The sequence below is a fragment of the Chloroflexota bacterium genome (assembly GCA_018829775.1).
GTDB lineage: Bacteria > Chloroflexota > Dehalococcoidia > Dehalococcoidales > RBG-16-60-22 > E44-bin89.
This window is the reverse complement of sequence record JAHJTL010000114.1, coordinates 1-20187: the sequence shown is the minus strand read 5'-3', so window position 1 is coordinate 20187 and position 20187 is coordinate 1. Positions and strand designations below refer to the sequence as shown.

Here is a 20187-nt window from a genome sequence, read left to right as displayed (position 1 = left end):
TAAGCTTTCGCCTCGCGCAAGATGCCGTCCATCTGAACCATCCGTTGAAAGCGACGCAACAGGGAATCTTGGGATTCACCTTCACGTATCCAAACTTCTAATGACATAACACCCCAACACATTCTAGGGACATACACGGGCCAATTATTCCCAGCCCGTGTATGTCCACAGTCTCAAACCAGTTTATCTACCCGGTCTGACTTTTCGGTAGCAATCACTGCAGTATACTGGCCTATCACCACGAGGTTCAAAAGGTACTTCAGTGTCTTTGCCACACGTGGCGCATTTCACGGGGAACATCCGTCGCGGGGAGCCGTAGCTACTGGAACCACCACCGTAACTGCCACCACCGCCCCGCTCAGACTTTCTCGCCTGGCGACATGAGGGGCAGCGCTTTGGCTCGTTGGTGAAGCCTTTGGACTGGTAGAATTCCTGCTCTTCAGTGGTGAAGTCGAAGGCAGCCCCACAATCGGCACAACTTAGTGTCTTATTCTGAAAACTCATTGGGTAACCTCTTCTATCCGAAATTTTAGTTAGAGTTCTGGTCACCCAATACTAGATGAATCTGAGATGATTCAAAGAAGCTTGTAATAACCTAAACTACAACTATCGATTGTATGATACACCAAACAGAGCCTCTTGTAAAATGAGTGCAGGTTACCCTGCGGTAACAATCTGACGGAATGTTACCCAATGGATAATAACGTTCCTTTTTTACCTTACCTTCCCACGCCTAGTCTGCAGGCGTGGGAAATGGGGGACGTTACTTCAGGTCGATGATTACAACTTAACAGAGCAGCCTTTGACTCTCTAAGTAGAGTTGTCTTCAGTGACTTAAATCGGTTCTTTGTTAAGCGTTTGGTGTAATTACAGGGGGCGCCTGCGAGCATTTTGTACTTTTTAGGAAATGCTATCGTTTAGAGCTTTAATATACTACATTGAGGCGCAGGAGCAAGTACGATGAACCTCATTTCTCAATCCTCAGAATAACATGATAACTGGCCCAATTTTTTGTGGGCAGGTCACCCCCATTCTCGCTGACGTCGAGCATTTTAAAGCTTCGCTACCCCGGTCTTGCGGAAAACGTATGGAGGTTTTCCGGATACCGTTATGCTAGTTGCTAATGCGTAACCAAATATTTCGTTGCAGAGCAATGAACTCTATTTACATTTTTCTTTTATTGCTTTGACAAGTTGACCAGGAGCCAAGCCAAATTGGTGAAGGAGTTCTTTGTATGTAGCCGAGTGAATGAACTGCGGTCTTCCGTCAGCATCAAGACAATTGATAGGTAAAAGCCTCGAAATATCAACGGCTTTTTCTTGCTTAAATAGAGTTTTCTGGAATTCAGGCCAGATAAAGCCGTTATTCTGCTCGGCTATTACCAGTAATTTCCCGGAGTGGTAAAGGTCAAGCAGAAGCTTTTCATCTATTGACGCCATATCGACGACGCCGACTTTTAGTCCGGACTTCTCAAGCTCACTTGCGGCGGCTAATGCCTCGTAAACGCCTCGTCCACTGCTGATTATTGTTGCCTTGTCCTCCGGACTTTCCTTGAGCATGTAACCCTTGCCAAATTCAAACTGGAAGTCATCGTCATAGACAACGCCTGATGCGGCTCTCATAATCCGCACATAAACTAGTCCTCGATTGCCCTCCATAATCCACTTCATTATGCCCAGTAATTGATTGGGACAGGAAACATCAATAATCTTCAGGTGAGCAATGCCGTTAAATACCTGGATATCATCATTGCCCATATGGGTGGCGCCATTGGTGTTGGTCTCAAAGTTGGGTGCCGTGGCGATAAAGGTGATATCAAGGCCATGCCCCTCACTCAGCCACCCTCCTTTGGTGGCCATTGCTTCCAGTCTCTCTTGATATCCAATGGCAATACGACGCAATACTCGCCAGTCGAAAAAGGGGCAGAAAGTGCTGACCCAGGTATTGTAACCCATCACCGCGTGGGCTTCACCGATGCCCATCATATTAGGTTCGGCAATGCCGACATTTAAGGCTCGCCCCATATCCACATAGCCAACCCCGGACTCAAGTCCACTGGTTGAGGCTAGGTCTGCATCAATAGACACTACCCTGGAGTCTCGAGCAAAAACCTTCATTGCCGCAGTAATTATACTATTGGCGGTGTACTCTTTTGTTTTGTCAAGTTCTGGTAATTGGCTAGTGTCATACTCAATTTTTTTATTTCTGGGTGGTGCCGGTTTAGTCTTCACGGGAACTAATATCGGCTTGACATCGGTTGTCTTATCGTTCTTAATTAAAATCTCCAGGTTCATCTGTTGCGCGCTCACCATCAGTTTCTCCCGAACCAACTCACCACCGCGACACTCTGTGAGCTCATCGAAAAAATTTACAAATTCCTCAACCCTTTCTGCTCGCCGTTGCCTTTGCAGTAGCATTTCCTGATCGGTCATCGCGTCCGGCATAACCACTTTATGACCCATCATGAAGTTAGAGAACCCGCCAAAACCTTTCCTTGTTCGACAGATGATGACGGTAGGCTTTCCATTCCGTGGCGCATACTTAAACGCTTGGAGCGCTTCTGTTATCGGCTCGTACTGGGTGCCATCAACGTTAAATACTCGCCAGCCAAAGCAGGCAAACCTTTTATCTAAATCGAGCAGCGGGAAGACTAATTGCTTGGTATCATCGAGCTGACCGGCATTCCTATCGACTAACACGCACAGATTGTCAAGTTTCTTATGACCGGAATACATGATCGCTTCCCAGATAATCCCTTCCTGAAGCTCGCCATCCCCGGTCAAACAAAAAACATCGTAATGGGGACTTCTCTTACCAACCAGAGCAAAACCTTGCGCCACGCTCATCCCCTGACCAAGCGGTCCCGTGGAGACGTGGAAACCAGGCAAAATGGGTCCGGGGTGGCCGTTCAATATACTTTCGGCGCCACGGGAATTTTTTAATACGGAACGGTCAAAGTATCCTAGGTCCGCATAAATAGAGGCAACAGCGGCCACCGCGTGCCCTTTACTGAGGACAAACATGTCCTGTCCACGCTGCGTGGGGTTAGCCACGTTGTACCCCATGATCCCTCCATAATAGAGGGCTACGAGGGGAATAGTCGCCGAAAAAGCGCCACCAATATGAATGCTTTTATCTACAGCATCGTGCGTCTGTTGTAAAGTCAATACGCGGATGTCAGAGTCCTTTATTTCCAAAAGCTTGATCAGGCCTTTTCGTATCAGATATTCACTCATTTCCATTCCCGTCATGGTGACACCTCCACTGTTGGTGATTATGCCGTACCACGTTCACTGCCTTTTTATGATAGATGTTTGGCTCTTGGTGTATCTTCAAGATCGGCAATGACCCAAGTCAGTAATCATAAACAAAACTAATGCAATGCCGCTTATCTTAATTATTTTTGCCGTAGTAGATACTCCTTTGTTTTATCAGCTAACTTAGCCAGGAGTTCACTCAATTCCAGAGGCGGTATGTAGACACAAAATATTTTCAGGGTTTCTGTTTCGCTAGTGTTACGGCATTCATGCGCTACACCTTTTGGGGCAAATATTACCGAATCCGCCTCCAGCTTGGTTACTTCATCACCTACCTTGCTCTCACCGCGGCCAATGACATACATTATTTCATCACTGGTATGAGTATGCATACCTGTCCCGCTACCTGGTGGAATGTGAGAGAAAAGAACAGTTGCCTCTTTGTAACCACTTACCTCCGGAGACATTATTATCTTCAGGAACCTTTCATTCGGCGGGGCCGCCTTCACCGCTGGAAATGACCAGCCATCATAGACAAATTTTGGCATTTTCTGTCCTCCTTTCCTTTTTATAGATTCTCTATCAAATGCCAGACTGATAATTCAATGACTAAGTTATTCAGAAAAACTTCCTCCTCAAACCAGAACTAAGCCAACGTTTTTTTCACCGCGGTGATAATCTTCTCCTTCGTGGGCAATGCCGCTTCGAGCAGGACCCTGGATAATGGAATCGGCACATTAAGATTACCGACCCTCTGTACCGGTGCCTTCAGGAATTTGAAGACGCATTCCTGTACCTGAAAAGCTATTTCGGCATGGGGGCCACATCTGATATAGTCCTCGTCAACTATCACCAGCCGACCTGTCTTTTCCACCGAAGCTAGAATGGTATCAATATCCAGTGGTTCTAGAGTACGGGGATCAATGACTTCAACGCTGATACCCTCTTCTGCCAGGTCCTCCGCTACGTGGAGTGAGAGGGTTACCTGATAGCCATCAGCAACAATAGTGACGTCTTTCCCTTCTTTTCTCACCACCGCCTGACCTAGGGGAATCAGGTATTCTTCCTCAGGAACCGGACCTTTCACCGGGTAGTGGAAACGGTGTACCAAGAAGGCCACCGGATTATCATCCCTGATGGCAGTTTTGAGCAGACCTTTGGCGTCGTAGGGGGTAGTCGGGAGAACCAGTTTGAGGCCAGGCCCGTGCCAGATGTTAGCGACGGGTGCCCGGCTATGTGAGAACCCACCGCCGCTATAGCCCATTATGCCCGCCACGTAGACCAAGGGCACCTTCATATCCTCAGCAGCGCCATGCCCAGCGCGCCACAGTCCGGCCTGATAGATTTCATTCCAGGCAGGGAACATAAAGTCAGCAAAAGAAAAATCGACGATTGGCCGCATACCACTCAGGGCAGCCCCAGTAGCCGAAGCAGCCAGTGTAGGCTCTATAATGCCGGTCTCCCTTACTCGGAATTCGCCAAATTCCTTAAAGATCTCTTCCGGGGGTCGTGTTGGAGCTACACCTCCTGGACCTACAGCTTCACCGATGAGGTATACTCTCTCATCCCGCCTCATTTCCTCAGCTACCGCTTCTTGTATCGCCTGTGCTGTGGTTATCTCTCGCATTGCCATTATCTCTCTTTTCCTTGGGCTAAGTATGAGAGGTCGCATACAATTTGCTGAAGATTTCCTCGGGGTTCGGTTCTGGACTTTCATCAGCGAACTTCTGGGCCTCAGCTACCTCATCATCAGCTTCTTCATGTATTCTGACGATGTCCTCATTAGTGAGCAGCCCTCTATCCAGTAATTCTTTCTCAAACCGCGGCACTGGGTCCTTCTTCTGCCATTCCCGTACCTCTTCCCTGGTCCGATAGGTCATCGGGTCACCTTCCACGTGGCCACGCCAGCGATAGGTCATCATTTCTAGTAAGGCTGGACCTTCACCTTTCCTCGCCCTCTCGATAAACTCACTGGTTGCCTCTGCTACGGCAATTACGTCATTTCCGTCCACGGTCTTGCCCGGCATGGCATAATTATCAGCTATCTTCGCGATCTGCCTAATCGCCCAGGTTTTCTCCAGCTTTACTGACATTGACAGCCTGTTGTTCTCACACATCCAGATAATGGGTAACTTCCATATTGAGGCGAAATTAAAAGCTTCGTGCAAGTGTCCTCTGGTGCCGCAGCCATCACCGAAGAACATCATCACCACCTGTCCCTTACCCTTCATCTGGGCCGAAATGCCCATTCCTACGGCGAGCGGGAAGTGGCCCCCCTGCATCCCGCTGCGGCCCAAAATGCCCAGGCTGGGCTTGGCGATGTGGGTACCGCCATACCCTCCAGCACAGCCGGTAGCTTTGCCATGAAATTCGGCCAGTATTTCTTTCATTGACATACCCCGGGCAATCCAGACATAGCAGCCACGGTGGGTGTAAGTAACATAGTCATCCGGACGAAGAAGCGCCACCGGGGCAACGATGGCATCCTGCCCAAGTCCACTATGCCACCCAGGTGACATCTTACCGGATTTGGCACTTTTAACTAACTGATAGTCCAGAGCTCTTTGTCGGATCATATCACGATAGATCCGCAACAATAATTCGTTTGATAATGCCATCTTTTCTGACCCCCTTTAATAACCTGGTCCATTAACTGCTCACTCTAGTTGCCGAGTTCCATTTGCCTCAGGTCTTGAATAATCTGCTCCAAGGTCTGGAAGAACTGAGCAGCCGTCACGCCAGCTAAAACACGGTGGTCATAGGTCAGACTCAGGCCCATCATTGTCCTGATAACGATCTGATTCTCCCGTACTACTGGTTTCGGCACCAACCTCCCCACGCCCAGAGCCGCACTCTGTGGGGCGTTAATTAAAGGCGTGACAAAATCAGTGCCATACATTCCGGCGTTGGTTATGGTAAAGGTGCCGCCACTGAGGATATCTAGGTTAAACCTTTTGCTTCTCACCTGCCCCGTCAGTTTGATTGCCTCTTGAGCCACCTCAACAATTGATTTCCGGTCTGCCTGGCGTATTACCGGTGCCAGTAATTGGCCGTTATCAAGGGCCACCGCCATAGAGATATTAACGTCACGGTAGATCCTAATTTCTTCCCCAACCAGAGAAGAGTTAACTATCGGGTGCTCCCGCAGGGCTTGAGCCACCGCTTTTATCAGCAGGTGGGTGTGGGACAGACGAAAACCATAGTCGTCTTCAAAGCGGTCAAGGAGTGACTGGCGAAGATTTACCAACTCGGTGGCGTCAACCTCCCGCATCTGCGTGACCTCGGCACAGGTCAGGTGACTGCTGAGCATGTGTTCGGCAAGGGCTTTACGCCATCCCTTTAAGGGTATCGACTCGGCTACTGGATTTTCCGTACCCCGTTCTCCTTCAGCATTTCCTGAGCTCATAAATGTACCTATTATTACCCCTGCGTTTCTATTATGGCCACAACTTCACCAACAGGCACTTCTTCGTTTTCACCAATCAATATCTTCTTGAGCACGCCACTCACTTCTGACTCCACGTCCATAGTTGCTTTCTCGGTATCTACCATAAATAGAGGTTCGCCTTCTTCCAATTGGTCGCCCTCTTTTTTATACCACTCGACTATGGTTCCCTTGGTCATCTCCTGGCCCAGCCGGGGCATGATAACCTCGACATCCATACTGGCAAACCTCCGTCAATATCTCCTTCCCTGTCCAAGATAGTAGTCTTTCGGCAGGAAAGTTTAACATTACCATCAAATCAATAGTCACCTATTATATCCTCAAATAACCGTCAATTATCAACATTTTGGGTTTAAAATAATAATATAGGTATCATTTGGACTAATAAATAACCTGCTATGCTGTTCTTGAGCTATACTAAAGTAATAGAATATACCACGAATAAATGTAAGCTAACAAAGGAGGTAAAAGGATAATGACCAAACTCATCACCGGGGGCACAGGATATATTGGTGCAGAACTCGCCCGTATTCTGGCCGAGCGGGGGGAGGAGACAGTCCTGTTTGACGTAGTAATAAACCGTCACCGCATCGAGGATATTGAGAACAAGGTAAAGATAGTGCCGGGAGATGTGGGTAACTGGGCAGAGGTGCTCAACGTGGTTAAGGAGAACAAGGTCAGTGAAATCTATCACCTGGGTTCCATGCTTACCTATATGTCAGAAATAAACCCGTGGGCTTCTTTCCGCACCAACGTTATCGGCACGTACAACGTATTAGAAGCGGCCAGATTGTTCGGCGTGGGAAAAATGATGTTCACCAGTACTCTGGGAACATTTGGTTTACAGGTTGAGGAAGTGCTCACGGATATCAGCATCCAGCGACCGGTGAGCATATACGGTTGCGGCAAACTTTACGGTGAAAGCTTGGGCAGATTTTTCCGCAACAAATTTGGCCTGGATTTTCGGTCTATTCGGTATGCCCACATGATCGGACCAAACGTCCGGACACCCGGTCACTGGGCGCCACCCATGATTCAAGATGCTATTTTGGGTAAGCCTAATGAATGCGTTTACGGCACGCCGGAATCAACCATTTCCATGATATATGTCAGGGATGCCGCCCGGGCAGCGGACATGGTGTTGCAGGCCCCAAAAGAGAATATTGATATGGTTAACTATAATATAACTGGTATCCCAGCAGTTACCTCGGCTAAAAAACTGGAGGCCGTCCTGAAAAGTCGCTTTCCACAATTCGAGGTCAGCTACAAACCAGACCCGCTTTCCCAGACCGGATTCTACAAAGCTTTTGGGGCTATGAAGGTGTTTGATGATAGCTATGCCAGAAAAGAATGGGGCTGGCAGCCGCTTTATTCGACTCCAGAAGCTATAATCGATAGATTTGAGCAAGATTCAAGAGAACATCCCAGACGTTACGGTATGGCGTAAAATCGCTTTGAAGGACTTATATTTCCGTGTAAGTCTCTGATATCAGTTGTTTATGTAGAAGTATGTAAGACAGATTATTAGCTGACCTCTCAAGATGCCGGCGCACGGCTGACTGTGCTTTCTCCGCCTCGTTTGCCGCCACGGCGTTGAGGATTGCCTCGTGATCCTTGATAGTATCGCCAAGACTGTAGATTCTCTCTGTCCGCATTGCTTGCTTTATCCAGAGTATCATCAGGCTCCGAAGCTCGGCAAGAAATCTATAGAGTGTAGCATTGTGGCTTGCCTTCGCCAAGGCAAGGTGAAATGATAAATCGGTTTGAAGTTGAGCCGGGTTCAGTTTATCGGCATTTTTCTTCATTAACTCTAAGTAATGGCGTATTGCATCGATATCTGTCTCGGTGGCATTTACTGCCGCCAGTCCCGCCATAGACTGCTCAAGGACGATCCTTGCTTCAACAATTTCCTTTATATTTTCACGTCCCATCTGTACGCGCCAGGTAAGCGCTCTAGACAGAAATCCATCTGAGGATACGCTGACAAACGTTCCACGTCCGTGGTGTGTGGCAAGCACGCCGGTAAGCAGCAGAGCGCCTATTGCCTCCCTGAGTGAACTCCGGCCAACGCCAAGTTGCTCCATTAACTCATGTTCCGCCGGCAATTTATCCCCTTTCTTTAACTTGCCGCTGGAAATCAGGGAGACAATGCGATCCATAATTTGGTCAGTCAGCCTTTTCCTTTTAATTGGTTTTATGTTTGATTTCATTGACAGGTACTCACTAAGAATATGGAGGTCTGCTCGAGGGATATAGGATTTATAGTAAAATTTCTACTTAAATTTGTCAAGCAAATACTTGACAGAGTCAAATTAACCATATTATAATTGGCTTCGAAGAAAAAAGATTGTCTGATGACCTTACAATCATATAAGCAGATACCACATCAAGTTATTCAACAAGCGGGCTCTGCATGGGGAGAGCCAGGCAAAGACCCGATATGGTTCCTATGGTAAGCACCCTAGCGTTGAATCAAGCGAGCGGAATCCCACAGTTGAACTTAATTTGTGCTGGACCGTTGGTATCATCAGGTGTTTGGGAGACTGCAATCCTAGGCAGTATCAGCCATAACATACCTTGAAATATATAAATACCCAAATAATATGATAAAGGGGGTGATCGCCTTTAATAGCAGAAGATTTTCAGACTACAGTGTTTTAAAAAGCTAGGAGGATGAAAAAGTGCATAAGAAACGAATATTGGCTTTGGTTGCATTGGTCGCATTAGTAAGCGGGTTGATTGGTGCTTGTGCAGCTCCGGCACCAGCGCCTGCCCCAGCACCGGCACCTGCTCCAGCCGCGCCCGCCGAGGTTTTTGAGTGGAAAGTACAGAGTGCCTTTGGCGTTGGCAGCTGGGATTATCTATCAGGAGAGAGAGCCGTACAGAGGATAGAAGAGCAGAGCTTGGGCCGGATAAAGATACAATACCTGGCTCCGGGGACGATAGTCGCCGCCTTCGAGCAGGCTGACGCTGTTAATGACGGCGTTCTGGACGGATCTATTGCCTGGTCCGGTTACTGGGTGGGCAAAGATAACGCCTTCACCCTGTTTGCTTCTTGCGCCGGTGGTCCTTTCGGCATGGACACCTGGGACCATACCGGATGGATGTTCTTCGGCGGTGGCTATGAGCTATACCGGGAGCTTTTTCAAGAGCTGGGCTATACGAATATTATGCCCTTTATCGTGAAGGGAGAGTTCCCAGAGCCGCTGGGCTGGTTCCCGAAGCCATTGGAGAAGTGGGAGGACCTCGCCGGGTATAAAATGCGGGTAGCTGGCATGGCCGCCGAGGTCTTTAAAGAGGCCGGCGTGTCAGTAATGACTGTGCCCGGGGGCGAGATACTTCCCAACTTGGAAAAGGGCGTACTTGATGCCTCTGAATACAGCGACCCTCACAGCGACATGCTGTTGGGCATCGCCGACGTTCTCAAGTTCTACCATGCCCCTGGGGTCCACCAGCCAACCGGGTATGTGGAACTGGGAATCAACAGAGCGCGCTTTGAGGCGCTACCTGCGGACCTTCAGAAGTTGGTCGAATCAGTCTGCAACGAGATGTTGCTGAAGAGCACCATCGAAGAGTATGTCTTGGGCCAGTGGGCTTTGAATGAGCTTATTACCAAGCATGGTGTTACTTTGGTTAAGTCACCAGATGAGATATTGGAGAAGCTTCTGGACGCCTGGGACGTGGTAGCTGCACGAGAAGCCGCCAAGAACCCCCGCTTTGCCAAGATTTTTGAGTCGCAGCGTGATTGGGCCTCGAAGATTGTTCCCTACAGGGGAATTTTCTTTAAGGACTACTCGTTCACTGCTGACCATTACTGGAAGTAACCGGCTTAAAACGCTGGCAAATGATAGGCTAGTAGGGTTTGCAAGAATGACCCTACTAGCCTACTATAAGTGGTAGCTAAATGCATTGTTCCAGCTTTTTAGCAGGTTAAATTTGCAGAAAGGATAAGGAGGCAAAGTTGCGCCTTTTCTTAAAATTTATTGATAAGACGAGTGAGACGGTGGGTAAGCTTTTTGCCTGGCTCATTGTCTTTCTGGTCGTGGGATTAATGTACGAGGTGATAGCCAGATATGTCTTTAATGCCCCGACCATCTGGGCTTACGACCTAACCTACATGATTTACGGGGCCCACTTCATGATGGGAGCTGCTTACCTGCTTTACGCCAGGGGATACGTCAGGATAGACGTCTTTTACCGGTTCCTGCCACCGCGCTGGCAGGGGGGCCTTGATGCTTTTCTGTTCCTGGTGCTCCTTTTCCCGGTGATGGCAGTGTTACTTTACAAAGGGATACCTTATGTCGCCTTCTCCTGGTCGCTGCATGAGACAAGTACGGCTGGTGCCTGGAGTCCGCCGATTTATCCCCTGAAGACGGTATTGCCGGTGGCGCTTATTTTATTAACGCTTCAGGGCATTGCTGAATTCATTCGCAGCCTGGGCCTGGCTATAAGGGGGAAAGAGTATGGAGTCTGAAACTCTTGCCCTGTTGATGTTTGTCGCCGTTATGATTGGCATCTTTTCCGGGTTTCACGTTGCTTTTGTCCTTGCTGGTATTGCGCTGATATTTGGCTTCATCGGCTGGGGGCAAGTGGTTTTTAGCCAGATGGTCTCCCGTACTATCTGGGTAATGCTGAATGATGCCTTACCCGCCGTCCCGCTGTTTGTCTTTATGGGATGTGTCATGGAACGGGCCGGTATTGCCGAAAGGGCTTTCGGTATCTTACAGGTGGCTTTTGGGCCGCTAAGAGGGTCAATAGCCCTGGCCACCGTTTTTCTGTGCACCCTGTTTGCCGCCGGCACCGGGATAGTTGGTGCCCCGGTTACAGTTATGGGTATGCTGGCTCTCCCGGCCATGATGAAGCGTGGCTATGACGTACCATTAGCCACGGGCAGCATCTTGGCTGGCGGGACTCTGGGTATCCTTATCCCACCGAGCATAATGCTCATTTTATACGGACCTTTAGCTGGTCTATCGGTAGCCAGGCTGTTTACCGCCGGTATAATGCCCGGCTTGGTGCTATCAGGCCTGTACTTAACTTATATTATCATCAGATGCTATATTCAACCGAAGGCTGGTCCGAGTTTGCCGTCCGAGGAAAGGGCAATGCCAATACTTAAGCTGATTTTTTCTGTGGTCATCGATATGGTGCCGTTTTTCCTCATTATTGTGGCCGTTCTGGGGTCAATCATCATGGGGCTGGCGGCTCCAGTTGAAGCTGCAGCAGTCGGCGCTACCTGTGGTGCGCTCCTCGCTATCGTTTACCGGAGATTTAGCTTGCAAGGTCTGAAGGAATCTGTTTACGCAACTATCAAAATTTCGAGCATGGTGCTGATAATAGCCGTGGGAGCCAGTATTTTCTGTGGCGTCTTTCTGGCCCTTGGCGGTGGCGATGTGATTACACGATTACTGCTGGGGCTGCCCTTTGGTCCTTATGGTGTCCTTGCCGTAATCATGTTCATCATCTTCCTTATGGGTTTTCTCATTGACTGGATTGCCATACTCTTAATCTTTATCCCCATTCTGGCTCCGATAATACCCACCCTTGGCTTCGATCCTCTCTGGTTTGCCCTGGTTTTTGCGGTTAATTTACAGACTTCCTTCCTGACGCCGCCTTTTGCCGTTTCCATATATTATCTCAAAGGAGTTGCTCCGCCTGAAGTTCAGCTCACTGAAATATTTAAGGGCGTTATCCCCTTCGTTGCGCTTCAGCTAATTGGTCTGGCTTTAGTTATCATATTCCCTCAGATAATTCTGTGGCTACCAGGCATTGTGTATGGTTAGAATTCAGCACGGGAGGACTAACTTCAGGTCAAGGTTTAATTAGGGCGGATGAGTATGACCTCGCTTGAAGAGAAGCTTTGTTTCCGCTTAGCTATATAGATTTCTGGTCAGCTATCGATTTGGGCCACATCGAGATATCGAGATAAGTAGCGAAATACCCGCTTCTATTGATTGGTCTTTCACGAATTTTCCCTGCTAAAAGATATTGAAAGGCCAGAAAATAAGAGTATGGAAAGAGACGTATACCATCGCTATTTATTAACATTTTATTTAGGAATAATTACTAATCTTATTGGTGAAAGGCGCGACCTGCCAGAGCAGATTGGGGTTATCTGAAGTTTCGCCTCAGAGTAATAACATTTTGCAAGCGAAATAATCTGGGAGTCATAGTTCACTTGGTATCGATGTCAAGAAGCTCCCCATTAGAGGAGGAAAGGTCAAGAGGTATGGTTGTTATCAAAAACACAAGACCTTATATTCCGCCCGTTTTACGTGTTATCAGTAACAATACGGCTCAATGGGGGAACCCTCTTGGCTTAAAAAAAGCCGACTGCGCCTCTTGGGCTAATGGTCTTCAACTTTCCCACAAAGGTAGTACTATCCTCCATACTGGTTGTGAATATCAGATGACAGCCTATCTCAGGTCTTTAGCTGAGGTTTTGAAAAAGGCGAAGTTTGAGGATACTCTATTCCGCGCCTATAGCAGGTTTCAGACAGTTGGTGGCAAGCTCGGGATGGGTTTAACGGAGATTTATAAAAAAGTAGCCGGCCGAGAGACAGAGCATTACAACCAACTCTTGAGAATGGCGGCAATAACTTTGAGGAAGCTGGGCATAGATTTCGCCTATCTTGACAGCGAACTGTATAGCGGGGCGCTACTATATGAATACGGCCTTTTTGAAGAATTTGAGCGACAGGCGAAGCGGGTGGTAAACCAGTTCAAAGAAGCGGGAGCCAAGAGAATAATCGCTCTCACTCCTCATTCTGCCGAAATCTTTCATCAGGTGTACCCAAAATTTATCAGCAACTTCCACTTTGAAGTTATTCCTTACGTAAGCATCGTGGCCGTTGCTTTAAAGAAGCTTGACACTAAGCTATCTTTGGCAGAGCCGCTGAATGTGACATTGCATGATCCCTGCCATCTGGCAAGGTCGCTTCAAGTGACTGAAGAACCCCGGGAGGTTCTCAGCATTATTACAAATTTAGAATTAAAGGAAGTAGCGACAAATCGGGAGTTAACCAACTGCTGTGGGGCACCCGGTGAGGTTATATTCCCGGAACTCTCGGAGCTTATTGCTGCCAAACGGATTGAAGAACTATCCGCAACCGGAGCTGAAGCTGTAGTTACATTGTGCCCCTTCTGCTACTCAAACCTGAGTAAAAGCGCGGATTTGGCCGGCAAAAGAATAAAAATTGTTGACCTTATCGAGATTGTCTACCAAGCCCTGGAGGCAAGCCATGCCTGAAGGTAAGCAGATATTTGAGCAATATTATGATGTGCTTTTACGTATCGCCCATGACCATAATTATGCCATGGGCATTTCAAGGTCGGTAAATGCCTACCGTGAGAGAAAAACACGGGCACTGGAGAAGTTTCCGCACACGGTTAAGCTGGCCGAGGAGGTAAGACAGCTCAAAGAAGACTGCATCGGACGTTTGGATGAACTGGTTCAGAAAGCCACTGTATCTCTGAAGGAGAATGGTGCGCAGATATATCACGCTGAGTCAGCCGGTGACGCTTTGGAAATCATTGGTGAAATAGTTGGTTCCGGGAAGCTGGTTCTATCAGGGAAAACCCTGACCGGGGAAGAAATAGGGCTAAGGCAGCATCTTCAGAGTTTAGGCAATGAGTTTTGGGAAACAGATGCAGGGGAGTTAATACAGCAGCTTCGTGAAGAAAAGCCGATGCATTATTTAAGTCCCTGTCTTCATGTACACCGGGAGCAGGTAGCTGAACTCTTGACCAATTTGTTAGGCAGAGAGATATCCCCTGATGCAGAGGTAGAAGTTAGGGCGATAAGGGAGTTTCTCAGGAGTAAATATTTTGAAGCTGACGTTGGTATAAGTGGTTGTAATGTTCTCGCGGCCGATACTGGCTCGGTTATCTTACTTGAAAGCGAGTGTAATATTCGCTTGTTAACCAGTGTGGCGCCGGTTCACATCGTTCTGGTCGGTATTGATAAGGTCGTGCCAACCCTTCACGATGCCTTCAAAGTAGCGGAGGTAGCCTGGCGGTATGGAGGGTTTGTTATGCCTTTGTATATTAGCTCGGTTAGCGGTCCCAGTGCCACGGGAGACATCGAGTATACCATGGTTCAGGGTGCCAGCGGTCCCTTGCAACTCCACGTTGTCTTTTTAGACAATGGGCGGAGCGCACTGGCTCAAGCCCCCGTTCTCAAGGAAGCGCTTTATTGTCTAAAGTGTGGTGGCTGTCTCCTTGAATGCCCGATTTTCCAGCTAGCCGCCGGATACTATGGTGGTCGTGGCTACTTTGGTGGTGTGGGGGCTATTTTGGTCGCCTATATGAGTGGCGGCTTTAGTGAGGCGGCGCCTATTGCCTATACTTGTCTTAGATGCGGGCGCTGCACCGAGTTTTGCCCACAGTCAATAGACTTATCCAAGCTGATTGCAGAATTAAGGCACCAAATTGTAGAAAGTTAAGGAGGTTAATCTAATGGAAAGAAAAGAGCCTTATGCCAGCCAGGAGGAATTTAACAAACGAGTTGTCCGCTACCTCGATGTTCCTCTGGTAGAGCTTACTCCCGGTTCAAACAGCCACATCGTGTCTGCGGAAAACATCACTGTTAGCTTTCTCACCATGAACCCTAATTCCTACTTCGCCGTTCACCGCCACGAGTCAGAACAGGTCATGATAGTTGTCGATGGTGAAATAGATGAAATAGTTGAGGGAAAGATATACCGTCTTACAAAGGGCGACGTTATCATCCTGCCCCCAAACATGGAGCATGGTGGCTATATTTCGGACAAAGGTTGCCAGGCCATCGACATTTTTTCGCCACCCCGCGAGGACTTTGTAGCAAAGCTCAAAAGTCTATCGGGAGAGAGGACAAGTGAAACTGAGACCCAGTAATTAAATGGTACTGATTGACATGCGGGCTAAGGTCTTGGATGAACAAATTGAAGAATAAATGAAACTGTATAGGGGGAAACTGTAATGCCCTACCAATTTCAGCCCGGGAGGATGTACCGGATGCCCACCCACTTTGGTCCCAGCTTGGGACCGAGACAGGGTGAGGCAGGCCGCAAATTTGCTAACGTGGACTCACCAAAGGTAACTGCGAGATCGGTCAGTTTTCTGACCAATCGGGAACAGCTTATACCTCTATTGCCCAAGGGCTTTGAACTGGTAGCGGAGCCGGTGGTAACTGTGGAAATTACCTATATCACCGAAATAGAGTGGCTGGCCGGTCGCGGATACAATACATTAGGCGTTAGCTTTCCAGTCGTCTTCAATGGCAAGAAAGACCATGGGGTAGGCAGTTTCCTGGTCGTGCTCTGGGAAAATCTTACCGATCCTATTTTGACCGGACGCGAGGAACTTGGCTTCTCTAAAATCTATTGCGAGATTCCGGAACCTAGGATTTACCAGGGACTAACGCACTGTACAGCCGGCTGGATGGGTTTTAAGTTTATGGACTTAAAGATATGGAATTTGAGGCAGCTGCCCACAGAAGAGACCACAGCACAAATAAGTAAACAAGGTGGTGATGGTATCCTTCACTATAAGTACCTGCCCAAGACCGGCGACTGGGGCAAACCTGATATAGCATATGTGACGCTTACACCTTCGGCTAACCCGAACCAGGTTGTCAAAGAGGTGTGGCAAGGTGAGGGGATAGTGCAGTTTCACAAAGCCACCTGGGAAGACTTGCCTACTATGTTTCATATAGTTAATGCCTTTTATGACCTGGAGATAAAGGAATATCGTGGCGCCAAGGTGCTCAGGACTATTGGTGGAAAAGACTTGAGCGACCAGCGTATTCTCCAATAGCTAGGGTGCCACTTGCAGCATTTAGCAAGCACGATTGATGTCCTCTTACGAAGAAGGTGTTGCAGCTATGGGGAAATTGCTCTGGCAGCCTTCTAGGGAATGTCAGACGTAAGTTAGCATTTTGCTCACGAAACTTTCCGCCCTCCTACCAGACAGTAGAGAAGATGAAATCAAAATTGAAGAGGAATTCTTCAAAAATGATACCATCGCTTCGTATCGGCTTTGACCGCGGGATGAGCAACTCCATGGTGGTGTGCTGGCAGCTCAGTCTAGAAAGAGATGGCCCTTCTCTTCATGCTGGAGTGTTCCTCACCTAACCATGCGCAGTTCAAGAAGGGCCATAGTCATAAAACGACTGCTCAACACCGGGGAAGAACCGGAATGGGTCTAGTTGAGAGAAAAGTCCGCCGAGGGGAACAAGCTGTCCCACATCTTCGGCCAGTTTCAAAGCCAATCCCATATCCTTAGAATAGGCAAACCAGAGTGCTCCCTTCCTGCCTTGACAATAGTCACTAACATGCTCTTTGGCTAGCTCCCAATTCTGGGCATACCAACTCGTGCCTGAACTCACCTTAACTACGTTGATGAACGTCTCGGAGTCAAGGCCAGCCTTACGTGCCAAGCCCAGCCCTTCCGACAAGGTAGCTAGATTGATGGCCATTATGAAGTTGTTTACCAGCTTACTTACCTCCCCCATTCCGCTACCGCCAAGGTAAAACAGGTTCTTTCCCATGGCTTCAAAGACAGGGCGGCATTCCTCGAAAGCCCCCTTATCCCCACCGATCATAAAGGTCAAAGTTCCGGCCTCGGCGCCAATCCAACCACCGCTAACCGGGGCGTCTAGAACCTTTACCCCCTTCTCCTCTCCTTTGCTGGCTATCCGCTGACAGTGAAGAGGATCCACGGTGCTACTAATGATAATAATTGACCCCGCTTTCACCCCCTCCCAAACGCCATTTTCTCCGTAGACAACTTGGTCAATTTGAGGGTCATCACGAACCATGATGATGGTTACATCGCTCGTTTCGGCTGCTTCCTTACAGGTAGCGGCACTTTTAGCGCCCAAGGCCTGTAGCTCCTTTACCGGTTTTTCCGCCACATCATAAACGGTAAGCTCAAACCCCTTCTTTACCAGTTTCTTAGCCATAAAGGCTCCCATCTCCCCCAGACCAATAAAACTCACCCTTTTTGGCGGCATCATCTTTACCTCCTTGCCCTTGCTGATTTACCGGGCAAAATCTTTATAAGTTTATAAGCGAAAACAAGGGGTTCCCACCTATTAACAACTCACCTTTAACTAAACCAGAACTTCACCCTTGTCAAGCACAACCCTGCCGTCGAACTCGACAGTGGCATCTTTATATATAACGTCAATATGGCAAGGTGCTAACACCTTGCCCCCGATAGCATAGTTGCTGCCTATCCCATGATGAGCAAAACCAAGCTTCCCCAAATCCTCCAAATTGGTGGCATAGGCACGGCTGAAGGGGTTGAGCCCCACGGCAAATTCAGCCAGATTATATACGGTGGGGTCTTTGAACGAGGCCAACGTATGCCGAAGATACTCTGCTGGCTTACCGCCGGTCACATCAACAACCCTGCCTTCGCTAACTCGAATAGTAATCGGCTCATCCCGAATGACACCGTAGCCCATGAGCCTTACATCACCCACGATTACTCCCCCGGTTGAGCCCTCGATTGGAGAAATGTTGAGCTCGCTGTTAGGCAAAGCGGCAAACTGCCCACGCTCGCGAAATAGTCCCGTTTCATACTGAACTGGACGGTCAGTAACATGCCCAGAGATATCGGTGCCTGCCGGCGAAGTAATTCGGATCGTCTTCGTTTTTGAAAGTATGGCACCTAGTTTACGAGCGATCCTATCATTTTCTTCATAATTGGCCAGGATGCCCCCAGTACACAAGCAGTCTTCGGTTACTTCACACATGGTGGATCCTCTCGCCCCGTTTTTAATCGCTTCAACTCGTGCGTCAGTGTGGGTCATTGACCAGCTGGTAGGTAAAAAGAATACATCCGATTGGGCACAAGCAGCAACGACCGGTTTGGGCACTTGAGCGCCGTGAGCACCAGTAGGTGGGAACATGACAATGACTGGTTTCCCGGCGACAGCATAAGCTGCTGCTGCCAACACCTCAGCAAGTCGCAATTTATTCGTATCACAGGCGATAACAACATTTTCGCCGGGTTTTACCGCGGCACATTGCGTCATTGCCTTCAATGCCCCGGGCATCATCTCAATTATGCTTGATGGTGCTGGAATATAATGAAAATACTCAATCGGCCATGGCATCTAAAATCACCTCCTGGTTATCTTATAGTAGAATAACTCAACAAAGTAGAGAACAGAAAAGCTGCTCTTCTAGCGAAGCGTGGCTATCACGTCATCATATGTCTCTAATCCACATAGATACACCTCCTCATATTTTTCAGCATTTTGAGAAAGCTCTTTATCATGGCCCCGCTCAAACATATACACTAATACCCTTTTGGCCCCAGAGGTAGACCCCCGGCTACTGTAATGTTCTCACCAGTTATATAGCTGGCTTCATCTGAAGCTAAAAATAATACCACACTAGCTACTTCCTCAGGTTTACCCAACCTGCCAATGGGGATTCCTTCTTGCCATAGCTGAACCATTTCTTTAGGCATTTGTTGAACACGGGGGCTACCAATGACGCCCGGGGAAATACAGTTAACATTTATACCATAGCGTCCTACCTCTTTGGCCAGCGCCTTGGTAAAGGCGATGATACCGCCCTTGGCCGCCGAATATTCAGCTGCCTTTTGCATACCAATCATCCCGGCAGTAGAGGCGAAATTTATAATCTTACCGTTGCGTCTTTCTATCATGTGGTTGATTACTGCCCGAGTGCAATTGAATGTCCCGTAGAGATTGAGATTAATCATATCGTCCCAGCGCTCTTTGGTTGACTCAGCGAAGAGGCTGTGCTTTGTCTTAATAACCGGTCCGGCTGACCCCCCGGCGATATTGGCCAGTATATCTATTTGGGCAAACTTATCCAGGGTAAATTTAGCTAGCCGGTTAGCTTCGCCAAGACGGGTTACATCTACCTTCATGGCTATCGCTTGATGCCCTTGGGCTTTGAGCTCATCGGCCACTTTGTTGGCCTCTTCAATTAGTAGGTCGGCAACCATGATTTTTGCTCCTTCCCTAGCGAAGAGTCTGCAGGTTTCCCGCCCTATACCACTTGCGCCACCAGTTATGATGGCCACTTTGTCTTTTAGTCGCATTTGACATACTCCTTTTTATTCACTTCATCAAGGCATCGAAAGCTAAGCGAGGCGGGCACCAATGTCATTCTAAGCCGCCGGGATACTTCGTTCAAGTCTTATTTCAAAAAAGCGCAGGAACCGGGGATTGCACGATTGTCTGAATTGTGACCTATTGCACATTTTAGCGTTTTGTTACCTTAGGGAGAAAAAGGTTCCTTTTTTCATTGAGAACTTCACGCCTAGGCATCAAGAGTAATAATTGGCGGACCTTTTTTCGCCAATACAATCAACCATAAGAATCCAAGAATTTCGCTGTAATAGGGAAACTCTATTGAGAGGATATTATCAAGATTAAAGAAGGACGGGGATGGGAAATTGGTGAATCACAGGATAAGAGGCCTAGGCAAGATGACTTTAAACTGCCTATTGAGTGTTTTG

At 48.2% G+C, this 20187-nt stretch carries 20 protein-coding genes; 8 read left to right on the top strand and 12 right to left on the bottom strand.

All coding sequences use genetic code 11. The features are described 5' to 3' along the window. The 8 genes from rpsU to KKD83_11120 all read right to left on the bottom strand — a co-directional run. A partial coding sequence (gene rpsU / locus KKD83_11155; GenBank protein ID MBU2536698.1) for a 30S ribosomal protein S21 occupies nt 1-107 on the bottom strand: 107 nt, incomplete at its 3' end. Nucleotides 108-183: 76 nt separating this feature from the next. Beyond that, a complete protein-coding gene (locus KKD83_11150; GenBank protein ID MBU2536697.1) occupies nt 184-504 on the bottom strand; it encodes a zinc-ribbon domain containing protein in 321 nt (106 codons plus the stop codon). A 656-nt stretch (nt 505-1160) separates the two neighbouring features. After that, nucleotides 1161-3242 (bottom strand): transketolase, encoded by a 2082-nt coding sequence (locus KKD83_11145; GenBank protein ID MBU2536696.1) that lies wholly within the window; start codon nt 3240-3242, stop codon nt 1161-1163. A 155-nt stretch (nt 3243-3397) separates the two neighbouring features. Further along, nucleotides 3398-3805, bottom strand: a complete 408-nt coding sequence (locus tag KKD83_11140; protein ID MBU2536695.1) for a cupin domain-containing protein — start codon at nt 3803-3805, stop codon at nt 3398-3400. Between the two features lie 98 nt (nt 3806-3903). Then, nucleotides 3904-4884 (bottom strand): alpha-ketoacid dehydrogenase subunit beta, encoded by a 981-nt coding sequence (locus KKD83_11135; GenBank protein ID MBU2536694.1) that lies wholly within the window; start codon nt 4882-4884, stop codon nt 3904-3906. Between the two features lie 25 nt (nt 4885-4909). Further along, entirely contained in the window at nt 4910-5875 is a 966-nt protein-coding gene (locus tag KKD83_11130) for a thiamine pyrophosphate-dependent dehydrogenase E1 component subunit alpha (GenBank protein ID MBU2536693.1), read from the bottom strand. A gap of 44 nt (nt 5876-5919) precedes the next feature. Further along, nucleotides 5920-6663, bottom strand: coding sequence for a 2-oxo acid dehydrogenase subunit E2 (locus tag KKD83_11125; protein MBU2536692.1), 744 nt, complete (start codon nt 6661-6663; stop codon nt 5920-5922). A gap of 14 nt (nt 6664-6677) precedes the next feature. After that, complete coding sequence (locus tag KKD83_11120; GenBank protein MBU2536691.1) at nt 6678-6920, bottom strand: biotin attachment protein; 243 nt, start codon at nt 6918-6920, stop codon at nt 6678-6680. Nucleotides 6921-7177: 257 nt separating this feature from the next. Between KKD83_11120 and KKD83_11115 the strand changes: the two genes are divergently transcribed. Continuing rightward, nucleotides 7178-8149: an NAD-dependent epimerase/dehydratase family protein gene (locus KKD83_11115; protein MBU2536690.1), complete on the top strand. Its 972-nt coding sequence runs from the start codon at nt 7178-7180 to the stop codon at nt 8147-8149. A 16-nt stretch (nt 8150-8165) separates the two neighbouring features. On the opposite strand, the gene KKD83_11110 is transcribed toward KKD83_11115, so the two are convergent. After that, nucleotides 8166-8912 (bottom strand): FadR family transcriptional regulator, encoded by a 747-nt coding sequence (locus KKD83_11110; GenBank protein ID MBU2536689.1) that lies wholly within the window; start codon nt 8910-8912, stop codon nt 8166-8168. 471 nt (nt 8913-9383) lie between these two features. Here KKD83_11110 and KKD83_11105 point away from each other — a divergent pair, with 471 nt between their 5' ends. The 7 genes from KKD83_11105 (at nt 9384) to KKD83_11075 (ending at nt 16497) form a co-directional block, all read left to right on the top strand. Beyond that, nucleotides 9384-10526 (top strand): TRAP transporter substrate-binding protein, encoded by a 1143-nt coding sequence (locus KKD83_11105; protein ID MBU2536688.1) that lies wholly within the window; start codon nt 9384-9386, stop codon nt 10524-10526. A gap of 137 nt (nt 10527-10663) precedes the next feature. After that, nucleotides 10664-11176, top strand: coding sequence for a TRAP transporter small permease subunit (locus KKD83_11100; protein ID MBU2536687.1), 513 nt, complete (start codon nt 10664-10666; stop codon nt 11174-11176). Continuing rightward, nucleotides 11166-12485: a TRAP transporter large permease subunit gene (locus KKD83_11095; GenBank protein ID MBU2536686.1), complete on the top strand. Its 1320-nt coding sequence runs from the start codon at nt 11166-11168 to the stop codon at nt 12483-12485. The genes KKD83_11100 and KKD83_11095 overlap by 11 nt, the downstream gene beginning before the upstream one ends. 446 nt (nt 12486-12931) lie before the next feature. Continuing rightward, nucleotides 12932-13951, top strand: a complete 1020-nt coding sequence (locus tag KKD83_11090; GenBank protein MBU2536685.1) for a (Fe-S)-binding protein — start codon at nt 12932-12934, stop codon at nt 13949-13951. Then, the gene (locus KKD83_11085; protein MBU2536684.1) at nt 13944-15146 is read left to right on the top strand and encodes an LUD domain-containing protein; all 1203 of its coding nucleotides are present in this window, start codon (nt 13944-13946) and stop codon (nt 15144-15146) included. Before KKD83_11090 ends, KKD83_11085 begins: the two co-directional genes overlap by 8 nt. Before the next feature lie 13 nt (nt 15147-15159). Continuing rightward, nucleotides 15160-15576: a cupin domain-containing protein gene (locus KKD83_11080; protein MBU2536683.1), complete on the top strand. Its 417-nt coding sequence runs from the start codon at nt 15160-15162 to the stop codon at nt 15574-15576. An 84-nt stretch (nt 15577-15660) separates the two neighbouring features. Continuing rightward, nucleotides 15661-16497: an acetoacetate decarboxylase family protein gene (locus KKD83_11075; GenBank protein ID MBU2536682.1), complete on the top strand. Its 837-nt coding sequence runs from the start codon at nt 15661-15663 to the stop codon at nt 16495-16497. Between the two features lie 328 nt (nt 16498-16825). On the opposite strand, the gene KKD83_11070 is transcribed toward KKD83_11075, so the two are convergent. The 3 genes from KKD83_11070 to KKD83_11060 form a co-directional block, all read right to left on the bottom strand. Next, nucleotides 16826-17698, bottom strand: coding sequence for an NAD(P)-dependent oxidoreductase (locus tag KKD83_11070; protein ID MBU2536681.1), 873 nt, complete (start codon nt 17696-17698; stop codon nt 16826-16828). Between the two features lie 96 nt (nt 17699-17794). After that, complete coding sequence (locus tag KKD83_11065) at nt 17795-18805, bottom strand: aminopeptidase (GenBank protein ID MBU2536680.1); 1011 nt, start codon at nt 18803-18805, stop codon at nt 17795-17797. Nucleotides 18806-18990: 185 nt separating this feature from the next. Further along, nucleotides 18991-19767, bottom strand: a complete 777-nt coding sequence (locus tag KKD83_11060; GenBank protein ID MBU2536679.1) for a glucose 1-dehydrogenase — start codon at nt 19765-19767, stop codon at nt 18991-18993. Between the last annotated feature and the right edge of the window lie 420 nt (nt 19768-20187).